The organism is Acidovorax soli (assembly GCF_014207955.1).
GTDB lineage: Bacteria > Pseudomonadota > Gammaproteobacteria > Burkholderiales > Burkholderiaceae_C > Acidovorax > Acidovorax soli_A.
Genome location: NZ_JACHLK010000004.1, coordinates 274,200 through 294,824, shown reverse-complemented (window position 1 = coordinate 294,824; position 20,625 = coordinate 274,200). Strand labels below are relative to the sequence as shown.

At 67.6% G+C, this 20,625-nt stretch carries 17 protein-coding genes; 3 read left to right on the top strand and 14 right to left on the bottom strand.

Annotated elements, in window-relative coordinates; all coding sequences use genetic code 11:
• Positions 1-65: 65 nt before the first annotated feature.
• The 7 genes from HNP48_RS12985 to HNP48_RS12955 form a co-directional block, all read right to left on the bottom strand.
• Positions 66-353: a hypothetical protein gene (locus HNP48_RS12985; protein WP_184857442.1), complete on the bottom strand. Its 288-nt coding sequence runs from the start codon at positions 351-353 to the stop codon at positions 66-68.
• A 117-nt stretch (positions 354-470) separates the two neighbouring features.
• Positions 471-1,208, bottom strand: a complete 738-nt coding sequence (locus HNP48_RS12980; protein ID WP_184857440.1) for a 1-acyl-sn-glycerol-3-phosphate acyltransferase — start codon at positions 1,206-1,208, stop codon at positions 471-473.
• A 33-nt stretch (positions 1,209-1,241) separates the two neighbouring features.
• Entirely contained in the window at positions 1,242-2,540 is a 1,299-nt protein-coding gene (locus HNP48_RS12975; RefSeq protein WP_184857438.1) for a dihydroorotase, read from the bottom strand.
• Positions 2,541-2,736: 196 nt separating this feature from the next.
• Positions 2,737-3,699, bottom strand: a complete 963-nt coding sequence (locus HNP48_RS12970) for an aspartate carbamoyltransferase catalytic subunit (protein ID WP_184857436.1) — start codon at positions 3,697-3,699, stop codon at positions 2,737-2,739.
• Between the two features lie 2 nt (positions 3,700-3,701).
• Positions 3,702-4,241, bottom strand: coding sequence for a bifunctional pyr operon transcriptional regulator/uracil phosphoribosyltransferase PyrR (pyrR, locus tag HNP48_RS12965; protein WP_184857434.1), 540 nt, complete (start codon positions 4,239-4,241; stop codon positions 3,702-3,704).
• Complete coding sequence (gene ruvX, locus HNP48_RS12960; protein ID WP_184857432.1) at positions 4,238-4,660, bottom strand: Holliday junction resolvase RuvX; 423 nt, start codon at positions 4,658-4,660, stop codon at positions 4,238-4,240. Before ruvX ends, pyrR begins: the two co-directional genes overlap by 4 nt.
• Positions 4,657-5,256: a YqgE/AlgH family protein gene (locus tag HNP48_RS12955; RefSeq protein ID WP_184857429.1), complete on the bottom strand. Its 600-nt coding sequence runs from the start codon at positions 5,254-5,256 to the stop codon at positions 4,657-4,659. The genes ruvX and HNP48_RS12955 overlap by 4 nt, the downstream gene beginning before the upstream one ends.
• Before the next feature lie 23 nt (positions 5,257-5,279).
• Between HNP48_RS12955 and HNP48_RS12950 the strand changes: the two genes are divergently transcribed.
• The gene (locus HNP48_RS12950) at positions 5,280-6,752 is read left to right on the top strand and encodes a deoxyribodipyrimidine photo-lyase (protein ID WP_184857427.1); all 1,473 of its coding nucleotides are present in this window, start codon (positions 5,280-5,282) and stop codon (positions 6,750-6,752) included.
• Between the two features lie 27 nt (positions 6,753-6,779).
• On the opposite strand, the gene HNP48_RS12945 is transcribed toward HNP48_RS12950, so the two are convergent.
• From HNP48_RS12945 to HNP48_RS12915, 7 genes are all read right to left on the bottom strand, one after another.
• Positions 6,780-7,940: a PilT/PilU family type 4a pilus ATPase gene (locus tag HNP48_RS12945; protein ID WP_184857425.1), complete on the bottom strand. Its 1,161-nt coding sequence runs from the start codon at positions 7,938-7,940 to the stop codon at positions 6,780-6,782.
• A 101-nt stretch (positions 7,941-8,041) separates the two neighbouring features.
• Positions 8,042-14,392, bottom strand: coding sequence for an Hpt domain-containing protein (locus HNP48_RS12940; RefSeq protein ID WP_184857423.1), 6,351 nt, complete (start codon positions 14,390-14,392; stop codon positions 8,042-8,044).
• Between the two features lie 51 nt (positions 14,393-14,443).
• Entirely contained in the window at positions 14,444-16,729 is a 2,286-nt protein-coding gene (locus tag HNP48_RS12935; protein ID WP_184857421.1) for a methyl-accepting chemotaxis protein, read from the bottom strand.
• 21 nt (positions 16,730-16,750) lie between these two features.
• Positions 16,751-17,278 (bottom strand): chemotaxis protein CheW, encoded by a 528-nt coding sequence (locus HNP48_RS12930; RefSeq protein ID WP_184857419.1) that lies wholly within the window; start codon positions 17,276-17,278, stop codon positions 16,751-16,753.
• 15 nt (positions 17,279-17,293) lie between these two features.
• Complete coding sequence (locus tag HNP48_RS12925) at positions 17,294-17,659, bottom strand: PleD family two-component system response regulator (protein WP_007853160.1); 366 nt, start codon at positions 17,657-17,659, stop codon at positions 17,294-17,296.
• A complete protein-coding gene (locus HNP48_RS12920) occupies positions 17,659-18,057 on the bottom strand; it encodes a PleD family two-component system response regulator (RefSeq protein WP_005796099.1) in 399 nt (132 codons plus the stop codon). Before HNP48_RS12920 ends, HNP48_RS12925 begins: the two co-directional genes overlap by 1 nt.
• A 51-nt stretch (positions 18,058-18,108) precedes the next feature.
• The gene (locus HNP48_RS12915; protein WP_007853166.1) at positions 18,109-18,282 is read right to left on the bottom strand and encodes a rubredoxin; all 174 of its coding nucleotides are present in this window, start codon (positions 18,280-18,282) and stop codon (positions 18,109-18,111) included.
• A gap of 94 nt (positions 18,283-18,376) precedes the next feature.
• On the opposite strand from HNP48_RS12915, the gene HNP48_RS12910 reads away from it, so the two are divergent.
• Positions 18,377-19,327, top strand: a complete 951-nt coding sequence (locus tag HNP48_RS12910; RefSeq protein ID WP_184857417.1) for a bifunctional hydroxymethylpyrimidine kinase/phosphomethylpyrimidine kinase — start codon at positions 18,377-18,379, stop codon at positions 19,325-19,327.
• A complete protein-coding gene (gene hemL, locus HNP48_RS12905) occupies positions 19,311-20,621 on the top strand; it encodes a glutamate-1-semialdehyde 2,1-aminomutase (protein ID WP_184857415.1) in 1,311 nt (436 codons plus the stop codon). Before HNP48_RS12910 ends, hemL begins: the two co-directional genes overlap by 17 nt.
• The last annotated feature ends 4 nt before the right edge of the window (positions 20,622-20,625 follow it).

Below are 20,625 nucleotides of genomic sequence, written 5' to 3'. Positions count from 1 at the left end.
CCGCAGCCAGCACGCGCAAAAGGGTTCAGGCGGCAGGGTGACGCGGCCCTCGCACCCCCTGTCTGTCACTCACCCTGCACGGGCGGCGCAGCCACCGGCTCGCGTGGCGTCTCGGAAGGCGATTGGGCAGGCGGTGGCTCCGGCGTCTGGGCCGGCGTCTGGCTGGGCGGGGGCGCAGGGGTCTGCTGCGGCGTGGTGCTGGTGGGGGGCACCGGGGACTGGTAGGGCGAGGATGCAGGCATGGACGGCCGCAGCCCGGGCACGATGGCGGGCGTGTTGACGCCTTGGGCCACGGCGGCCATGGAACTGAGGGTCAGGACGGCCCACACGCTCAGGTGTTGAACGAATTGCATAGAGGCTGCCTCCATCAAGGATGCGCCGAGTGTCGCACTCGTGGACCCCGCTCGAAGTCGGACAACAACCCTTTTCGAGGCACCCGGGGAGTTCCTGCAGAAGGGTGCCAGGGCGCGTCACCCCCGCCGCAACCGATCCACCGCCCCCTGCAAATCCTGCGTGAACACGCGCCGGTCCCGCCCTGCGGGCAGCTGCGGCTCGCCATAGTGCACCACGGCCTCGATGGCCGGGGCGCTGAGGGTGCGCCAGATGGAGCCGACCAGGGTTTCGTCGCCGATGTAGCTGGGGGCGAAGCTCAACTCGCCGGTGCTGCGGTCGACAAAGCGCAGGCCCACGGGCTGCACCGGGGCATTGGCGGCCACGGCGGCCTGGATGAGGTTGGCGTGGAAGGGCAGGATCTCGCGACCGTCGCCCGTGGTGCCTTCGGGGAAGACGCCGAGCACCTCGCCGCGCTCCAGCGACGCCTGCATGGTGTGCACCATGCGCAGGGCGTCGCGGCGCGAGGCGCGTTCGATGTACAGGGTGCCGGCGGCAGTGGCCAGGCCGCCGATGAGGGGCCAGGCCTTGACGTCGGACTTGGAGACAAAGCGGCAGTGGCGCGCCGCGTGCATGACCGGGATGTCGAGCCAGGAGATGTGGTTGGCCACCAGCATGACCGGGCCGGCCACCGGGGGTTGGCCCAGCAGGCGCAGCGTGATGCCGGCCTTGGCCAGGAGCTCCATGGACCAGGCCTGCACGCGCGCGTGCTGCTGGTCGGGCGAGAGCGCGGGAAAGCGCAGCGCCACGATGGCCATGCCCTTGAGGATATGGCCGAGCATGCGCCACAAGCGCCAGGCGGCGCGCAGCGCTTTCATGGTGACGGCAAGGTCCGCATTCTGCTGTGCGGCTCAGCCGCCGCGGTCGAAGGCGATCTGCCCGCCGACCAGGGTGGTGCGCACGCGGCCGGGCAGCTCATAGCCCAGGAAGGGCGTGTGCTTGCCCTGGCTGCGCAGGGCGTCGCCCTGCACGGTCCACGCGGCGGCGGGGTCGAAGATGCACAGGTCGCCCACGCCGCCCTCGACGATCTTGCCCACGCTGGCCTGCAGCGTGCCCAGGGCCGCACCAAGCACGCGTGCGGGCTCGCTGGTGACGACGGCCAGCGCGCGTTGGAGCGGCACGCCGCTGTCCTGCGACCACTTGAGGGCCAGGCTGAGCAGCAGCTCCAGGCCCGTGGCACCGGGCTCGGCCTCGGCGAACGGCAGGGTCTTGGCGTCTTCGTCCACGGGGGTGTGGTCGCTCACCAGCACGTCGATGGTGCCGTCGGCCAGCGCGGCGTTGAGTGCATCGCGGTCGCGCTGCTGGCGCAGTGGGGGCGACAGGCGGGCACGGCTGTCGAAGAAGCCGATGTCCACGTCGGTGAGGTGCAGGGAGTTGATGCTCACGTCGGCCGTGACCTTGAGGCCCTCGGCTTTGGCGCGGCGCACCAGGTCCACCCCCGCGGCGCTGCTGATGCGGCACAGGTGCACGTGGGCGCCGGTGCTGCGCTGCAGCTCGAAGATGGTGTGCAGGGCAATGGTCTCGGCCGCCACGGGCACGCCCGAGAGGCCCAGGCGCGTGGCCAGCGGGCCGCTGGCGGCCACGCCCTTGCCCAGGTGCAGCTCTTGCGGGCGCAGCCACACGGTGTAGCCGAAGGTAGAGGCGTACTGCAGCGCGCGCTGGGTGACCTGGGTGCTGGCCAGCGGCACCTCGGCCTGGCTGAAGCCCACGCAGCCGGACTCGGTGAGCTCGGCCATTTCGGTGAGCACCTCGCCGGCCAGGTTGCGCGTGAGCGCGCCCAGCGGGAACAATCGGCTCTGGTGCAGCTTTTCGGCGCGGAACTTGAGCATCTCCACCAGGCCAGGCTCGTCGAGCACGGGGTCGGTGTCAGGCGGGCAGACCAGACTGGTCACGCCGCCGGCCACGGCGGCGGCCATTTCGGATTCGAGCATGCCTTCGTGCTCGTGGCCGGGCTCGCGCAGGCGCGCGGCGAGGTCCACCAGGCCGGGCAGCACGTAGCAGCCGGCGGCATTGACCACGCGGTTGGGCGCGAAGTCCGGCGGCACGCGGTTGATGCCGACGATGCGGCCCGCGGCCAGGGCGATGTCACAGGTCTGGTCGAAGCCGGATGCGGGGTCAATGACACGACCGTTCTGGATCAATATCTTCATGATGCAAAACCAAGAAAACTGCCGGTTGGGCAAGCCCCACCCGCAGTGATAAAAACAGAACAAGACTTCAAGGCGACTAGCCCCAGCGCGGCCTGCACCGCAGCAGGCGCCATGCCAGTGCCACCGTGGAACCGGCTTTGCCGGGCCAGGGGTGGCGTCCCCCCTTGGGGGGATGACGCGAAGCGGCTCAGGGGGGTCACGCCTCATTTCCTGCAACGATGGACATGACGGCCATGCGCACCGCGATGCCGAAAGTGACCTGCGGCAGGATCACGCTCTGCTTGCCGTCGACCACGGCGGAGTCGATCTCCACGCCGCGGTTGATGGGGCCGGGGTGCATGACGATGGCGTCGGGTTTGGCCAGCTGCAGTTTCTCCTGCGTGAGGCCGAAGCTCTTGAAATACTCCTGGCTCGAGGGCAGCAGCGCGCCGCTCATGCGCTCGTTCTGCAGGCGCAGCATGATGACGACGTCGGCGTCCTTGATGCCTTCTTCGAGCGTGTGGCACACGCGCACACCCATGTGCGACATGTCGGACGGCACCAGGGTGCGCGGGCCCACCACGCGCACTTCGGCGCAGCCCAGGGTGGTCAGGCCGTGGATGTCGGAGCGCGCCACGCGCGAGTGCAGCACGTCGCCCACGATGGCCACCGTGAGGTTGCTGAAGTCCTTCTTGTAGTGGCGGATGGTGTACATGTCCAGCAGCCCCTGCGTGGGGTGGGCATGCCGGCCGTCGCCCGCGTTGATCACGTGCACATGGGGCGCCACATGCTGGGCGATCAGGTAGGGCGCGCCCGATTCACTGTGCCGCACCACGAACAGGTCGGCCGCCATGGCCGAGAGGTTGGCAATGGTGTCGAGCAGCGACTCGCCCTTGCTGGCCGAGCTGCGCGCGATGTCGAGGTTGATGACGTCGGCCGACAGGCGCTTGGCCGCGATCTCGAAGGTGGTGCGGGTGCGCGTGCTGTTCTCGAAGAACAGGTTGAACACGCTCTTGCCGCGCAAGAGGGGCACCTTCTTGACCTCGCGGTCGTTCACGCTCACGAAGTTGGCGGCGGTGTCGAGGATGTGCGTGACGATGTCGCGCGGCAGGCCTTCGATGGACAGCAGGTGGACCAGCTCGCCGTGGCTGTTGAGTTGGGGGTTGCGCTTGTGCAGCACGGTCAGGCCTCCCGGGCTTGGTGGACTTGGAACTGGAAGCCGCCTTGCGCGTCACGCGCCAGGGCCAGCGATTGCGTGGCCGGCAGCGCCACGCGGGCCGCAGCGAACTCGGCGTGCACCGGCAGCTCGCGCCCGCCGCGGTCCACCAGCACGGCCAGACGCACGCTGGCGGGGCGGCCATAGTCGAACAGCTCGTTGAGCACGGCACGGATGGTGCGGCCGGTGTAGAGCACGTCGTCGAGCACGATGATGTCGGCGCCGTTCACGTCGAAGGGCAGCGAGGTCTGCGCACCCGCGGCCAGGCCGCGCTGGGCGAAATCGTCGCGGTGCATGACCGACGAGAGCACGCCGGGCGCGCCATCAAGGCCCAAGTCCTTCTGCAGGCGCTCGGCCAGCCAGGCGCCGCCCGAGGCGATGCCCGCCAGGTAGGTGGTGCCGGGGTTGGTCATCATGCTGCGCACGCCGCGCAGCAGCTCGCGGTACAGGGCCTCGGCGTCGAGCACCAGGCTGCCGGACGGTGACGGTGGGGTGGGCGTGGTCATGGGAGATTCCTCAAAAACTGTTCCAGGATGATGCAGGCCGAGGCGGCATCGGCATCCTTGGCACCACCGGCGATGGCCTCGGTGGTGCTGTAGCGCTCGTCGACCTCGAACACCGGCAGGCCGAAGCGGCCGCGCAGCTGGCGCCCGAACTTCAGGGCACGCTCGGTGTTCTCGTGGCTCGCGCCGTCGGGGTGGTAGGGCACGCCGATCACCAGGGCGTCGGGCTGCCATTCCTTGATGCGCTGCGCCACCTGCGCAAAGCGGGCGTCGGCGCCCTCGGCCTGGATGGTCTGCTGCGGGCTGGCGCTGCGCAGCATGCGGTTGCCCGTGGCCACCCCCGTGCGCTTGAGTCCGAAATCGAATGCAAGAAAAGTCTGGAAATGCGCAGGAACGGCCGGCTGAACGGGCAAGCCGGTCATGCGTGCCCCGCCTCGGGCGAAAGCATCCAGGCCTGCAGGCCCAGGAGGGCCAGTGCGCGGTCGTAACGCTCGGTCACGGGGGTGTCGAAGATCACCGACAGGTCGGCCCCCACGGTGAGCCAGGCGTTCTCGGCCAGCTCGGATTCGAGCTGGCCCTCGCCCCAGGACGAGTAGCCCAGGGTGATGAGCACGCGGCGCGGGCCGGCCCCCGTGGACAGGGCTTCGAGCACATCCTTGGAGGTGGTCATCTCCAGGCCGCCGGGGATGGTCATGGTGGAGGCGTAGGCCGATTCCTCGGTCTCGGCCGAGTCCATGAGCATGGGCTCGTGCAGCACGAAGCCGCGCTCGGTCTGTACCGGGCCGCCCGAGAAGACAGGTTCGGCACGCAGGTCTTCGCGGCGCAGGGACAGGTCCACCTTGTCGAACAGGCCCTTCAAGGTGATGTCCGTGGGCTTGTTGATGATGAGCCCCAGCGCGCCACGCTCGCTGTGCTCGCACAGGTAGACCACACTGCGCGCGAAAGAGGCATCCTCCAGACCGGGCATGGCGATCAGGAAATGGTGCGTCAGGTTGATGGGCGCAGAATCGATAGGCATATTGCCCAATTTTAACGGTGAACATGGAGCCCTCTTATTCCACCGGACTCGTCTGGTTCCGGCGCGACCTGCGCGCCACCGACCACGCGGCCCTCTACCACGCGCTGACCGAATGCCGCCAGGTGCACTGCGCCTTCGTCTTCGACACGGAGATCCTGGATGCGCTGCCGCGCAAGGACCGCCGCGTGGAGTTCATCCGCGAGTCGCTGGTCGAGCTCGACGAACGGCTGCGCACCCTGTCGGGCCATGCCACGGGCGGGCTGATCGTGCTGCACGCGGTGGCCAGCGATGCCATCCCGGCCCTGGCCCGGGAGCTGGGCGTGCAGGCCGTCTACACCAACCACGACGACGAGCCCCAGGCCCTGGCACGCGACAGCCAGGTGCGCACGCGGCTGGCGGCCGCCGGGCTGGCCTTTCACACATCCAAGGACCACACCCTCTTCGAGCGCAGCGAGGTGCTGACCCAGACCGGCAAGCCCTACAGCGTGTTCACGCCCTACAAGAACGCCTGGCTCCGGAAGATCGACGCCTTCTACCTCAAGAGCTACCCGGTGGAGCGCTACGCCGCCCGCCTGGCGGCCCGGCCCAAGGCGCACACGCTTGCCGTGCCCACGCTGAAGGCCCTGGGTTTCGAGCCTGCAGGACTGAACCAGCAGGCGCTGCCCACGGGGGCCAGCGGAGCGCAGCGGCTGTTTGACGACTTTTGCCAGCGCATCGCGCGCTATGGCGAGGCGCGCGATTTTCCGGCCGTGAAGGGCCCGAGCTACCTGAGCGTGCACCTGCGCTTTGGCACCATCTCGCCGCGCCTGCTGGCGCGCACGGCGCATGCGCTGATGCTGCAGGGCAACGCGGGTGCGGCCACCTGGCTGGGCGAGCTGATCTGGCGCGACTTCTACCACCAGATCCTGGCGCACCACCCGCATGTGGTGGAGCACAGCTTCAAGCCGGCCTACGACGCTATTCGCTGGGAAAGCGGCCCCGCAGCCCAGGAACTGTTCGCCGCCTGGTGCGAAGGCCGCACCGGCTACCCGCTGGTGGATGCGGCCATGGCCCAGATCAACCAGACGGGCTACATGCACAACCGCCTGCGCATGGTGGTGGCGAGCTTTCTGGTGAAGGACCTCGGGATCGACTGGCGCTGGGGCGAACAGTACTTCGCCACCCACCTCAACGACTTCGACCTGGCGGCCAACAACGGCGGCTGGCAATGGGCCAGCTCCAGCGGCTGCGATGCGCAGCCCTATTTCCGCATTTTCAACCCGGTGAGCCAGAGCGAGAAGTTCGACGCCCGGGGCCAGTTCATTCGCAAGTACCTGCCGCAACTGGCCGGCCTGCCCGATGCGGCCCTGCACGCGCCCTGGAAGGCCGCCCCCATGGAGCTGCAGGCGGCCGGCGTGGTGCTGGGCGAGAACTACCCCCACCCCATCGTGGCGCACGACGAGGCGCGCGAGCGCACGCTGCAGCGCTATGCGGTGGTGAAGACCGCCGCCGACTGACTGCACACCCGCTCGCGCAGGCCGCGGTCAAAACTTCGAAATCGGGTCGCGCGGCTTCTCGGCCATCTGCATGCCGCCATCGTCAATGGCCATGGCATTGCCGCCCGATGCCAGGCGCAGGCGCAGGGTCACGTCGGTACGGTTGTCGGCATTGGCCACGGCCTCGGCCGGGGTGATGGAGCCGGCTTCCACCAAGGCCAGCAGCGACTGGTCGAAGCTGCCCATGCCCTGCTCGCTGCCGCGGATGATGGCGGTCTTGAGCTCGTCGATCTGGCCCTTCTGGATCAGATCGGCCACGAAAGGGGTGAGCAGCATGACCTCGGTGGCGGGCACCAGGTGGCCCTTGACGCCCTTGATCAGGCGCTGCGCGACCACGGCCTTGAGGCACAGCGACAGGTCCATGAGCAGCTGCTGGTGCGCCGTCTCGGGGAAGAAGTTGAGGATGCGCTGCACCGACTGGCTGGCGTTGTGTGCGTGCAGGGTGGACACGCACAGGTGGCCCGATTGCGCGTAGTGCAGCGCATGCTGCATGGTGGCGCGGTCACGGATCTCGCCGATCAGGATCACGCTGGGCGCCTCACGCATGGCGCGGCGCAGCGCTTCGTCGTAGGACAGGGTATCGAGGCCCACCTCGCGCTGGGTCACCAGCGACTTCTTGTGGTTGTGCAGGTACTCGATGGGGTCCTCGATGGTGAGGATGTGGCCGTTGGCGTGCTCGTTGCGGTGGTCCAGCATGGCCGCAAGCGTGGTGGTCTTGCCCGAGCCGGCCGCACCCACGGTGAGGATGAGCCCGCCGTTGAGAAAAGCCAACTGCTTGAGCACCGGAGGCAGGCCGAGCTGCTCGAGCTGCGGGATGTTGGAGACCACATGCCGCACCACAATGCCGACCTGCCCGCGCTGCATGTGGATGTTGAAGCGAAAGCGCTCACCGTCGGGCGTGGTGTACGACAGGTCGCACTCCATGGTGGCCTCGAACTCTTCGCGCTGGGCCTTGCGCATCACCGAGTAGGCCATCACGCGGATGTCGTCGGCTCCCATGACCTGGCGCGAGATGGGCACGTACAGGCCCTGGCGCTTGACTGTGGGCGACGCGCCCGCGAGCAGGAACAGATCGGACGCGCCTTCGCGCGCCACGAGGGCCAGGCAGGCAAGCAGGCGGCTGTCGGCAGCGGAGGAAGTCGGCTCCATCGGTATCTCTGGTTAGGCAGTGGGACACGAAAAAGCCGCTTTGCCAGGCCCCCAAACACCAACGCCTGCACCGGTGAGGATGCAGGCGTTCGGCGGTGGGATCAGGCTTCGGCGGCAGCGGCGATGCGGGCGTAGTGCTGGATCAGGCTGAGCAGCTCCTCGTCCGAGTAAGGCTTGCCCAGGTAGTGGTTCACCCCGAGCTCCATCGCATGCTCGCGGTGCTTTTCAGCGATCCGCGAGGTGATCATGATGATGGGCAGGTCGCGCAGGGCCCCGCCAGCGCGGATGTTGCGCGCCAGGTCGAAGCCATCCATGCGCGGCATTTCGATGTCCGACAGGACCACCGTGGGGCGCTCTTCCTGCAGCCGCTCCAGCGCCTGCAGGCCGTCGGCCGCCAGGGCCACGCGGTAGCCTTCGCGCTGCAGCAGGCGCTGCGTGACGCGGCGCACGGTGATGGAGTCGTCCACCACCAGGATCAGCGGCACCTGGTTGACACCGGCCGGCACCGGCGTACTGCTCGGGCCGCCCGCCTCCACCTTGTCGGTGACCATGGGCAGGTTTTCGCTGGCCGCACGCACCTGGTCGCCGTACACGGTGGACAGGGCCACCGGGTTGTAGATCAGCACCACGGCACCCGAAGCCAGCACGGACATGCCGGCCAGGCCGGGCAGGCGCGACAGCTGCGGCCCGAGGTTCTTCACCACGACTTCCTGGTTGCCCAGCACTTCGTCCACGTGCATGGCGATGCGCTGCGAAGCGCTTCGGAAGATCACCACGGGGCGTGTCTTGCCGACCGTCTCGTGGCTGCGGGCCGAGGCCTGCAGCAGGGCACCGGCCCAGAAGAAGGGCAGTTGCTCCATGCCGTCGTCGAAGTGGCCGGCCTTGTAGGCTTCCTGCAGGTCGGGCACCGAGGTGCGGCGCACGATTTCCACCAGGTTGGCGGGCACGCCGATGGACAGCTCGCCGGCACGCAGCATCACCACCTGCGTCACGGCGGTGGTCAGCGGCAGCACCATGCGGAAGGCCGCGCCCTTGCCAGTTTCGGTGGTGGTCTCGATGCGGCCCCCCAGGGCGTTGATCTCGGAGCGCACCACGTCCATGCCGATGCCGCGGCCGGCCAGGCCGGTCACTTCGCTGGCGGTACTGAAGCCGGGCGTGAAGATCAGGTTGGCGGCGTCGGCGTCGCTGAGCTCCAGGCCGGGCTCGATCAGGCCCTGGGCAATGGCTTTCTCGCGGATGCGCGGCAGGTTCAGGCCGGCACCGTCGTCGCGGAACTCCACCGACACGTCGTTGCCTTCGTGGTGCAGGTCCACGAGGATGGTGCCCGATGCCGGCTTGCCGGCGGCCACGCGGGTTTCGGGGTTCTCGATGCCGTGGGCCACGCAGTTGCGCAGCAGGTGCTCGAAGGCCGGGGTCATGCGGTCCAGCACGCCGCGGTCCATTTCGATGGAACCCCCGGTGATGTCGAGCTTGATCTGCTTGCCGGTTTCCTTGGAGGCCTGGCGCACCACGGCGTACAGGCGCTCGGCAATGCCTTCGAACTCCACCATGCGGGTGCGCAGCAGGTCGCGCTGCAGTTCACGCGCCTGGCGGCCCTGGGCGATCAGGTCGTCTTCGGCACCTTCCATGGTGCGCTGCAGGTTGCGCTGCACGGTGGCCACGTCGTTGACCGACTCGGCCATCATGCGCGTGAGTTCCTGCACGCGGGTGAAGCGGTCGAACTCCAGCGGGTCGAAGCCGGCCGCCGAGTCCTTGGACAGGGCCAGGCGCGATTGCATCTGCGATTCGGCCTGCACCTCGATGTCGCGCAGCTGCAGGCGCAGGCGGTCCAGGTTGCCCGACAGGTCGGTCAGCGAGGAGCGGAACTGCGACAGGCGCACGTCCAGGCGCGAGCGGCTGATCATGACCTCGCCGGCCTGGTTGACCAGGCGGTCGAGCAGTTGGGCGCGCACACGCACCGACTGGTTGGCCGCCACGCGCAGCGGGGCCAGTTGCGATGGGCCGGGCAGGCGCACGGCCGGGGCCACGAGGGCGGCAGGCGCAGCGCGCTGCTCGGTGGGTACAGCAGCGGCAGCGGCCGGGGCTGCAGCGGGGGCGGGCGCCGCAGCGACCGGAGCGGCTTCGGCACGGGCCGGCACGGGCAGGGGCACGACCGCATCGGCCGGGCTCTGGCCAATGGCACTCAGGGCCGTGAAGTTGGCCTCCAGGCCGTCGAAACTGGCCTGCAGCGGCTCGATCTCGGCGCTGGTGACGGTTTCCACATCGAGCTGCTCGATGGCGGATTCCAGGCGGTGGGCCATTTCACCCAGGCGCATGGCACCGGCCAGGCGCGAGCTGCCCTTCAAGGTGTGCAGGGCGCGCAGCACTTCGCTGCGGGCACCCAGGTTGTCGGGGCGCGACGCCCACTGGCGCAAGGCGCCGCCCAGCTGGGGCAGCAGTTCCTGGGCCTCTTCCTCGAAGATCGGGAAGAGGTCGGGGTCGATCACGTCGATGGCGTCGATGTCGTCATCGATGTCGGAGGCGTGCTCCACCGCGCGGGCGATGGCATCGTCCACCTGCTGCTCATGCGCGTAGTCGTGGTCGTCGTCGTGCACCACCGGCGAGAGCGCGGGCGCCACATGGCCCGTGGGCACCACCACCGGGGCCACCACGGCCTCGGGCTCCGGCACGGATTCGGGCTCCGGTTCGGCCTGGGGTTCGGGCTCAGGCTCGGCCACCGCTTCGACTTCGACTTCAGCGTCGACTTCGTCCTCGGCGGGTGTGAGGGTGTTGTCGACCTCGGTCTCGAGGATCTGGCGCAGCGCGGCCAGAACGTCGGGACTCGGCTCCTTGAGGAAGCCGGCGGCGAACTGGTGCAGCAGGCGGCGGATGTCTTCGGACGCATCCAGGAAGACCTGGGCCTGCTCCTTGGTGCCGCGCGTCTGCAGCTGCACATGCTGCAGGGCGTGCTCGAGCACGCGCGCCAGCTCGGACAGGGCCGTGAAGCCCACCGTGGCGGAACTGCCCGCCAGCGAGTGGGCCAGCGCTACGGCCGTGTCCGGCAGGGGTTCGTGCAGTTCCAGCGACCATTCCTGCAGGCAGGTGGCCAGGCGGCGCGACCATTCGTCGGCTTCGTTCAGGTAGACGTTGTACAGCGGGATGCCGATGCGCAGCGTCTCGATGACCTTGACGGCCTCGTCGAACGGTGGCTCTTCGGGCACGGCAGCGACCGCAGGAGCCACGGGGCTGGCCACGGGCTCGGGCAGCACTTCGGGCAGCGGCTCTGGTGCGGCTGGGGCCATGGGCGCAGGCGCGTCCACCACGGCCGCGGGCGGCAGATCAGGTTCGGGGGTAAAGGCGGCCAGCAGGGCTTCGGGTTCGGGCACGGCCTCGGGCTGTGCAGGGGCCGGGGCACCGGCTTCCAGCAACTGGTCGTCGAGCTGGAACTCGAACGGCGTGTCGACCACGGCCGGCACCACGGGCTCGGGCACGGGTGCTGGGGCCGGCTCTGCCGCGGCCTCGAAACTGTCGAGCATCGGCAGGTCGAAGTCCACCGCAGGAGCGGCGGCGACGGGCTCGGCCACCGGGGGGAGCTCGATGGCCTGGGGCACTTCGGGAATCTCGGGCACCTGGGCGACCGCGTCGGCAAACACCGCGAAGTCGATCTCTTCGGTGACCGTGGAGCTGGTGTCGGGCACTTCCTGGGGTGCTTCGAGCGCGACGATTTCGGGCTCGATGGCGTCTTCCGGGACTTCGGTGGATTCGAAGTCGACGTGGACGATCTCTTCTTCTTCCAGCGGCAGGGCTTCGGCCACCGGCTCGGCCAGGGCGGGAATCTCGATCAGCTCCGGCACCTCCACCGGCTGGGGCACGGCCTCGGGCAGCTCGGCAGGCACCTCGGCCACGATGTCGGCAGGCACGTCGATCAGGGCCGGCACTTCTTCGGCCGGTGCCGGTGCAGGAGCTGCAGCGGGCTCGGCAGCGGCCGAGGTCAGGGGCAGCAGGGTGCCGTCCTGGCGCATGGCTTCTGCGGCCTTGCGGAAGGCCTCGGGCTGCCAGTGCGTGGGGCTGCCGGTTGCCAGGCTGTCGGCCCAGTCGCCAAAGGCGTTCAGGGTGTCGGTGGACAGCTGCAGCAGCGGCGCCTTCATGGGCTTTTGCTCGGCCAGCCAGGCGTTGAGCACCTGCTCCATCGACCAGGCGGCTTCGCCGAAGTCGTTGAGGCCCACCATGCGCGAGCTGCCCTTCAGGGTGTGGAAGGCACGGCGCAGCGTGGTCTGCTCGCTGAGCTCACCGGGTTCATGGCGCAGCGTGGCGATGGCCGCCAGGCCGGTGGCCACGACTTCGCGCGCTTCTTCGAGGAAGATCTCGAGCAGCTCGTCTTCGACCTCGACGGGCGGGCGCACCACCGGGCCCGAAGTCACCGCCACCGGTACCGGTGCCGGGGCGGCCTGGGCAGGGGCCACGGGAGCGGCAGGGGCCGCGCCCAGATGGCCGAAGCCGATATCGGGAGCCAGCTGTTCCACCGGCGCAGGCGCGGGGGCAGGTTCCGCAAATTCGCCGGGCAGGGGCGAGAAGTCGGTCGGGGCGCTCTCCGGCTCTTCGACCGGGAAGCGCGGCACCACGTCGGGCAGCGGAACGGCCGCGCGCTCTTCGAGCTTGGCGGGCGTGGCTTCCTGGGTGTTGTCGGTGGCACGGGAACGGGTGCGGCCCGTGAGGATGCGCAGCTCGCCCTGCTCTTCGTCGTAGACAAAGAGCTTGCGCGCCATGGCGCGCTGGTAGCTCAGCATGTCGATCAGGAAGCCCAGGGCTCCCATGCTGCTGCCCAGTTTCTCGAACGCGGGCTGGCGTTCTTCCTCGGGAATGTCGTTGATCAGCAGGCGGTCGACGGTGTCGCGCATGCGCACCACGGCCATCGAGGCCTGGTCCAGCCCCAGCACGGACAGCACGCCGCGCATCTGCGCCATGTGGCCCGGAACCGGTGCCAGCACGGAGACGTCCTTGGGGTCGCGGAAGAACAGGTCCAGGCACTTCTCGGCCTCGGCCAGGGTGGCACGCAACTCGTCCACCACGCTGCCCATGGTCTGGTTGTCGCTGACACGGCGGTACAGCTCTTCCATCCAGGCTTCCAGGGGCTCGGGCTCGGCGCCGGCACCCACCGCAGCAAGCCGCTCGGACAGGCGGGCGGCGCGCTCGGCCATCTGCTCTTCGGCCGAATCGAGTTCTTCGAAGGCGGCTTGCAGGTACAGCACCGAGGTCGCCACTTCCATGGCCAACTCGGCCGATGGCGGCTCGCCGGACTTGATGGTGGCATCCATCACCTGCGTGAGCGCCACCGCCAGCTTCTCGCTGCCGGGGCTGAGCTTGCGCAGCGAATCGCAGACCAGGCTGAACTGGTCGGCTGCGGGCTTGATCTTGTTGCGGTCACCGCCGGCCAGGGCCGACCAGGTTTCGGTGGCGGCAGCGATGCGCTTCCTGGCCTGGGCCAGCACGGCCGGGTCGAAGCGGCCAAAGCGCGCCACTTCGTACTCCACGGGCTTGAAGCGGTCCAGGCTGAACGCATGGCGCACGGTCATCAGCGCGGGGAACTTGTCGGCGGCGCCTGCGGGCACTGTGGTCTGCGAGCAGAAGAACAGCAGGTCCTGCACCAGGCGGTCGGCGATGGTGTTGTCGCCCTTGGCCAGGGTGGCGTACTGCATGAGCACGCGGGAGGCCACGCGCTTCACATACACGTCGGGCGGCAGCAGGCCGCCGGCAAAGGCCTCGAAGAAGGCGGCGCAGATCTTCCAGAACGCACGCGACTGGCGGTCCTGCTGGGCGGCCACGAAGCCCAGGCAGGTCTCGTACATGCTGCGGGCGGCCTTGGCATCACCTGTCTTGACGATGCGCAGCACGGCGGCATCCAGCAGCGCGCGCGCCTGCGGGCCATAGGGCAGCGGTTCGGCCGGGATGGTGACTTCGGGCTCGCGGAAACGGCGTTCCACGGGCCACAGATCGGCCGGGTGCACGCGCTCGGCACCGGCCAGGGCCTGGGCATCGCGGTACTGGGGAAACAGCGCGACGGCCGAGACACCCTTGCCCGCCAGCACGCTCTCCAGGTATTCGATCAGGCCGAAGCTGGCTTTTTCAATGGTGTTGGTGGCCTCGTCGGTGCACAACTCGGGGCGCTGCACGAAGCGCTGGACAGCGGCTTCCATGGCGCGCAGCACCAGGGCCGGTGGGCCCATGCCCACCATTTCGAGCGCACCGCTGGACTGGTGCAGTTGCTGGCGCGCGATGCGCAGGGCGCCGGCATCGAGGGCCGCCAGATCGGATTCGCTCGCGGTTTCCGTGTCGCGCACAAAACGGCGCATGGATTTGACGGCACCGCCCAGGGATTTGCGCAGTTCGTCGAGCACCCAAGCCAAAGGACCCAGGTCCTGATCTCCCTGGGTCCAGTCTGCGGCCGGTGCATTTTTGACATCAATAGATGGCATGGGTTCGTCCCCGGCTGCAATGAGCCAGCTGGTTGATGACTACGGATCGCCTCAGGCGATCTTGAAACGGGCGACAGACTGGCGCAGTTCTTCGGCCATGTGCGACAGTTCGCGCACCTGTTGGGCCGTGGTACGGGTACCTTCTCCGGTCTGCTCCGTCACGGCAAAAATGTGCTGGATGTTGTCGGCCACTTCGTTGGCCAGAACGGCTTCACGCGAGGTGGAGGAGGAGATCTGCTCGATCAGCTCGGCAAGGCGGCGCGACACGCGGTCGATTTCGGTCAGTGCGGTACCGGCGGAGTCGGAGAGGCGGGCCCCTTCCACCACACCCTGCGTGGAGCGTTCCATAGCGGCCACGGCATCCTGCGTGTCGGTCTGAATGGCCTTCACGAGTGCCGAGATCTGGCGCGTGGCGTCTGCGGAGCGTTCAGCGAGGCGCTGCACTTCTTCCGCCACCACCGAGAAGCCGCGGCCGGCTTCACCAGCGGATGCGGCCTGGATGGCGGCGTTCAGGGCCAGCACGTTCGTCTGCTCGGTAATGTCCGAGATCAGTTCGGTGATTTCACCGATCTCCTGCGAGGATTCGCCCAGGCGCTTGATGCGCTTGGAGGTGTCCTGGATCTGGTCGCGGATGGAGTTCATACCGCCGATGGCGTTCTGCACGGCCTGCAGACCGGAGTCGGCAGCTTGCAGCGATTGGCGGGCCACAGTGGCCGACTCTTGCGCTTGCGTGGACACTTCGTTGATTCGGGTCGCCATGTCCAGAACGGAGCGGCCGGTTTCGCGAATTTCGCGCAGTTGCTCGGTCGAGGCCGCGAGCAGTTCGGTCGAGGTGGAGTCCACCTGGGCCGTCGTCTGCGCCACGCGGGTCGCGGTGTTCTGCACGCTGCCCACCAGTTGGCGCAGCTCTTCCACCGTGTAGTTCACCGAGTCGGCAATGGCGCCGGTGATGTCCTCGGTCACGGTGGCTTCCTGGGTCAGATCGCCTTCAGCAACCGACTGCAGTTCGTTCATCAAACGCAAAATGGCGGCCTGGTTGGCGTCGTTGACGCGCTTGGCTTCCTGCTCCTGGCGCTTGGCGTCCTTTTGCTGCGATTCGGCAGCGACCTGGCGGCCACGGCTGTCGAGCAGCTGAACGCGCGAAATACCGATACCGCACAGCAGCACGAACAGACCGGCGAGGCCCAGGGCAGCGATCTGGCCGGCACCCAGGCCGGTCTGGGCGGACAGCTTGGTCTGCAGGCCTTCGAGCTGGCGGCGCAGCGGTTCGCTGTCGGCAATGATGGCGGATTGCGCTTCACGGGCGGACACCAGGCCTTGCAGGTTGCCCAGAATGGCGCTGGCCTGCGTACGGGTCTGCTCGTACAGCTTCACGAGGCCGTCAAGCTGCTCGCGCGTCTGCGCGTCCTTGGTGGCGGCCAGGCGCAGTTCGGGGCTGCCGTCGAGCAGGCCCTGGGCGATTTCCTTGAACGAGTTCAAGTCCTTGCCCAGCAGGAACACGGCCTCGGGGCTCACGCCTTCCATGGTCTGGAATTCGTTGGCGGACTTGCCGATGCGCTGGGTCAACATCACGAGCTGGCCGGCGGCCGAGATTTCGGCGGCGGGGGCGTTCTGCTGCAGCTTGAGCGAGGACACCGTCTCGGCGATTTCCAGCAGGTCGGACGACTGGCGGTTGATGGTGCGCAGAGCGTCGCCCACCTGGGTCAGGATCTTCTGCTGGCCCATCACCACACCGGCGTTGCGTTCGGCGCGCTCCATCAGCGGCGTCACGGCATCCAGATCGGGCTTGTAGGGCTCGCCCAGCGATTGCACGCCGAGCTCGATGTCACCCGCGGTCAGGGCGCGCACGTTGCGCGCCAGCACGCCCGAGCTTTCCACCACGTCAGGGAAGGCCTGGGGGCTGCCCACCAGGGCCTGCGACACCGACTTGGCCAGGCGCTGCGACTGCATCAGGGACTGGCCGGTAGCGGCGAGCTGCTGTGCGGAGCGGTCCGCCTGCTGCAGCACCCAGGCGGCAATCGCGCCCAGCACCACCACACCGATGGCCAGCAAGGCCAGCAGGCGGCGCTGGTGGCCGGCTGCCGTGGAGGTGCCCAGCACCGGCAGGGAGATCAGGTCGTCATCGCTATCGGGTTCGCTGAGCTCGGAGGGGTAGCCACCGGGATCCCCCTGCACGCTGTTCATCGCATCGCTCTGGTACTCGCGCAGCGCGGCTGCCTCGAGCGAACCGGTCCCCAGTGCGTCCTGGCCGTCATCGGCCGCAGCATTGCCCGCTGCGGCGTCCGGCGTGCCGGGCTTCCGGTTGAACAGTTTTCCAAATTGATTGACGACGGACATGGTGCAGCCTTACAGAAAAACTCAAGCACTGATGCTCAGGAAAGCGGGATGTTGGGACAGGATCTGCAAATTGAGCTCCTGCCAGCGCGCACCACCTGCATCGATGTAGGTGGTGCCGAAGAATGCGGGAGATTCCGGTGCAGGAGGCTCCGACGACACGAAGGACTCCGTGCCGCGCAGACCGGCCAGGCGGTCCACCAGCAGCGCGGCGTTCACTTCAAGCACGGCATTGAAGGCCAGCAGGCTGGACTCGGCCAGGGCCTGCTCGGAGCGCGTGACCGTAGTACCCAGCATGCCAGCGAGGTCGGCCACGCCGACCAGCCCGCCGCGCAGGTTGGCAACCCCCAGGAACCAGCTTTGCGTGTACGGCACGGGCTGGACGGTGACCCAAGGAAAAATCTCGCCCGATTGGGCGAGAGGTAGAAGGTAGTACTGCCCTGCTGTCTCGACAGCCAGCCAGGACGATACGGACAAGCCTTCCGATCTGGCGGCCTGCAGGCGGCTGGCCAGTCGGACTTGTAGCTCGCGGAGGGCTTCGCGGTTGGCCATGAACGCGCCGCCGCCTCAGTTCAGCGCGTCAATCTTGGCCTGCAGCTCGGCGGGATCCACCGGCTTGGTGATGTAGCCGCGCGCACCCTGGCGCATACCCCAGACCCGGTCGGTCTCCTGGTTCTTGCTGGTGCACATGATGATGGGCACATCGGCGTACAGCGGATCGCGGGTGATCGCGCGCGTGAGCTGGAAACCGTTCTGGCCGGGCATCACCACGTCCATGAGGATCAGGTCGGGCTTGTCTTCGGCCAGGCGGCGGAAGGCTTCTTCGGCGTTCTCCGCCGTGCGCACCTGCATGCCTTTTTTCTGCAGCAGGTCCGTCAGAAACATCAACTCGGTCTTCGAATCGTCGACGACCAGAACTTTCTGGATGGGCATTACATCGCTCCTTGTTGGGAATTGCCGAATTGCTGCACAGCCTGCAGCAACTGGTCTTTGGTAAACGGTTTGGTGAGATATTCCTGGCAGCCGACCATGCGCCCGCGCGCCTTGTCGAACACGCCGTCCTTGGAGGACAGCATCACCACCGGAGTATCTGCGAAACGGGCATTGCGCTTGATGATCGCGCAGGTCTGGTACCCGTCGAGCTTGGGCATGAGAATGTCACAGAAAATCAGCTGCGGCTGGTAATCGTTCACTTTCGCCAAAGCATCAAAGCCGTCGTCTGCCAACAAGACTTCGTGCCCCCCCTGCTTGAGAAAAATCTCGGCGCTTCGGCGGATGGTATTGCTGTCATCCACCACGAGCACTTTGAAAGATGCGCCTGTTGTAGTCAATTGCTAATGCTCCCGATGGAAAAATAAACAGCGCGGCCCAAAAGCCGCGCATCAGATCTGAACCATCTCGAAATCTTCCTTGCGGGCGCCACATTCCGGACAGGTCCAATTCATGGGGACCTGGTCCCATGGAGTGTTGGGGGCGATGCCGTGCTCGGGCGCACCCTCTGCCTCGTCATATATCCACCCGCAAATCAAACACATCCAAGTTTTAGAGTCGGTCACAGCTTAAAGGGCCTTCACATAGAATGCAACGATTGTATCTAGTCATCTCCCCGGGCTGCGGCTTCCTTGCCACCCCCTATGCTGCCACTGGCCCATGACATCCTCTGCACTCCCCCCTTCCGAAATCGGTGACGCCGATGACGCATCCGGCGAAGAAGCCAGCCCGGCCTGCGTGCTGGTTTTCAACGCCAGCGACCCCAGCGGCGCCGGCGGCCTGACGGCCGACATCAGCAGCATCGCATCGGTCGGAGGCCACCCCGTCGCGGTGGTCACAGGCGCCTACGCACGTGATACGGCGCAGATATTCGACCATTTCAGCTTTGACGACGAGGCCGTGTCCGAGCAGGCCCGGGCAGTGCTCGAAGACATGCCGGTGCAGGCCATCAAGGTGGGTTTCGTGGGCAGCCCCGAGAACATCAGCGCCATCGCCGAAATAACCACAGACTATGACGAGATTCCAGTCATAGCCTACATGCCCAACCTGTCCTGGTGGACGGATGAGCAGATCGACGAGTACCTGGACGCTTTCCGTGAGTTGTTGTTACCGCAGACCTCAGTGTTGGTTGGAAACCACAGCACGCTGTGGCGCTGGCTGCTGCCGGACTGGAAAAGCGACCGCAACCCGACCGCGCGCGACATCGCCCGGGCGGCCTCCGAGATGGGCGTGCCCTACACCCTGGTCACCGGCATCCCCCTGCCCGAGCAGTTCGTCGAGAACGTGCTGGCCTCGCCGCAGACCGTGCTGGGCAGCGGCAAGTTCGAGCTCTTCGACGCCACATTCTCGGGCGCAGGCGACACCCTGTCGGCTGCACTCACCGCCCTGGTGGCCAGCGGCAACGATCTGGGCGAGGCCACCAGCGAGGCGCTGGGCTACCTGGATCGCTGCCTGGACGCCGGTTTCCGCCCCGGCATGGGGCACATCGTGCCCGACCGCATGTTCTGGGCCCAGCCCGAGGACGAGGAAGCCGAAGAGGACGACACCGCGATTGACGACAGCACGGCCATCGAAGGCTTTGTGATGCCCCCCCATGACACCAAGCACTGACCTCAACATCCCCCTGTTCGAACGCGCCAAGGCGCTGATCCCCGGTGGCGTGAATTCGCCCGTGCGCGCCTTCAAGGCCGTGGGCGGCACGCCGCGCTTCGTCAAACGCGCCCAGGGCGCCCATTTCTGGGACGCCAACGACCAGCGTTTCATCGACTACATCGGCTCCTGGGGCCCCATGATCCTGGGCCATGGCCATCCGGCCGTGGTCGAAGCGGTGCAGAAGGCGGCGCTGGAGGGCTTCAGCTTTGGCGCACCGACCGAGCGCGAGGTCGAACTGGCCGAGGAGATCATCGGCCTGGTGCCCTCGATGGAGATGATCCGCCTGGTCAGTTCGGGCACCGAAGCGGGCATGAGCGCGATCCGCCTGGCGCGCGGCGCCACAGGCCGCAGCAAGATCATCAAGTTCAACGGCTGCTACCACGGCCATGCCGATGCGCTGCTGGTCAAGGCCGGCTCGGGCCTGGCCACCTTCGGCAACGCCACCAGCGCGGGCGTGCCGCCCGAGGTGGTGCAGCACACCCTGGTGCTCGAATACAACGACATCACCCAGCTGGAAGAAGCCTTCGCCCTGCATGGCAAGGACCTGGCCTGCCTGATGATCGAGCCCATCGCCGGCAACATGAACTTCGTGCGCGCCAGCGTGCCCTTCATGCAGCGCTGCCGCGAGCTGTGCACCCAATATGGCGCACTCTTGGTGCTCGACGAGGTGATGACGGGTTTCCGCGTGGGCCTCACCAGCGCGCAGGGCGTGTACGCGAAAAGCATCCCGGGCTTTGCGCCCGACCTCACCGTGCTGGGCAAGGTGATCGGCGGCGGCATGCCGCTGGCGGCTTTCGGCGGGCCGCGCGCCATCATGGAGCACCTGGCCCCCATCGGTGCCGTGTACCAGGCCGGCACGCTGTCGGGCAACCCCGTAGCCACGGCCTGCGGCCTGGCCACACTGCGCGAGATCCGAAAGCCCAGTTTCTTCGAAGCCCTGTCGGCCCGCACCCAGTCGCTGGTGGAGGGCCTGAAGGCCGCCGCTGCCGCCGAAGGCGTGCCGTTCAGCGCCGACTGCGAAGGGGGCATGTTCGGCTTCTTCCTGCTGCCCACCCTGCCCCAGAGCTACCCCGAGGTGCTGACCACCGACAGCGCGCGCTTCAACCAGCTGTTCCATGGGCTGCTGGACCGCGGCATCTATATCGCGCCCGCGCTGTACGAAGCCGGCTTCGTGAGCTCGGCGCACAGCGAAGAGGACATCGCCGCCACGGTGGCTGCCGCGCGCGAAGTGTTCAAACTGCTCGCGAAGTAAGCAC

What these genes read in the sequence shown, in the direction of transcription:
- HNP48_RS12985 (WP_184857442.1), bottom strand. Translation starts at nt 353, where the DNA reads ATGCAATTCGTTCAACACCTGAGCGTGTGGGCCGTCCTGACCCTCAGT.
- HNP48_RS12980 (WP_184857440.1), bottom strand. Translation starts at nt 1,208, where the DNA reads ATGAAAGCGCTGCGCGCCGCCTGGCGCTTGTGGCGCATGCTCGGCCAT.
- HNP48_RS12975 (WP_184857438.1), bottom strand. Translation starts at nt 2,540, where the DNA reads ATGAAGATATTGATCCAGAACGGTCGTGTCATTGACCCCGCATCCGGC.
- pyrR (WP_184857434.1), bottom strand. Translation starts at nt 4,241, where the DNA reads ATGACCACGCCCACCCCACCGTCACCGTCCGGCAGCCTGGTGCTCGAC.
- ruvX (WP_184857432.1), bottom strand. Translation starts at nt 4,660, where the DNA reads ATGACCGGCTTGCCCGTTCAGCCGGCCGTTCCTGCGCATTTCCAGACT.
- HNP48_RS12955 (WP_184857429.1), bottom strand. Translation starts at nt 5,256, where the DNA reads ATGCCTATCGATTCTGCGCCCATCAACCTGACGCACCATTTCCTGATC.
- HNP48_RS12950 (WP_184857427.1), top strand. Translation starts at nt 5,280, where the DNA reads ATGGAGCCCTCTTATTCCACCGGACTCGTCTGGTTCCGGCGCGACCTG.
- HNP48_RS12945 (WP_184857425.1), bottom strand. Translation starts at nt 7,940, where the DNA reads ATGGAGCCGACTTCCTCCGCTGCCGACAGCCGCCTGCTTGCCTGCCTG.
- HNP48_RS12940 (WP_184857423.1), bottom strand. Translation starts at nt 14,392, where the DNA reads ATGCCATCTATTGATGTCAAAAATGCACCGGCCGCAGACTGGACCCAG.
- HNP48_RS12935 (WP_184857421.1), bottom strand. Translation starts at nt 16,729, where the DNA reads ATGTCCGTCGTCAATCAATTTGGAAAACTGTTCAACCGGAAGCCCGGC.
- HNP48_RS12930 (WP_184857419.1), bottom strand. Translation starts at nt 17,278, where the DNA reads ATGGCCAACCGCGAAGCCCTCCGCGAGCTACAAGTCCGACTGGCCAGC.
- HNP48_RS12925 (WP_007853160.1), bottom strand. Translation starts at nt 17,659, where the DNA reads ATGCCCATCCAGAAAGTTCTGGTCGTCGACGATTCGAAGACCGAGTTG.
- HNP48_RS12910 (WP_184857417.1), top strand. Translation starts at nt 18,377, where the DNA reads ATGACATCCTCTGCACTCCCCCCTTCCGAAATCGGTGACGCCGATGAC.
- hemL (WP_184857415.1), top strand. Translation starts at nt 19,311, where the DNA reads ATGACACCAAGCACTGACCTCAACATCCCCCTGTTCGAACGCGCCAAG.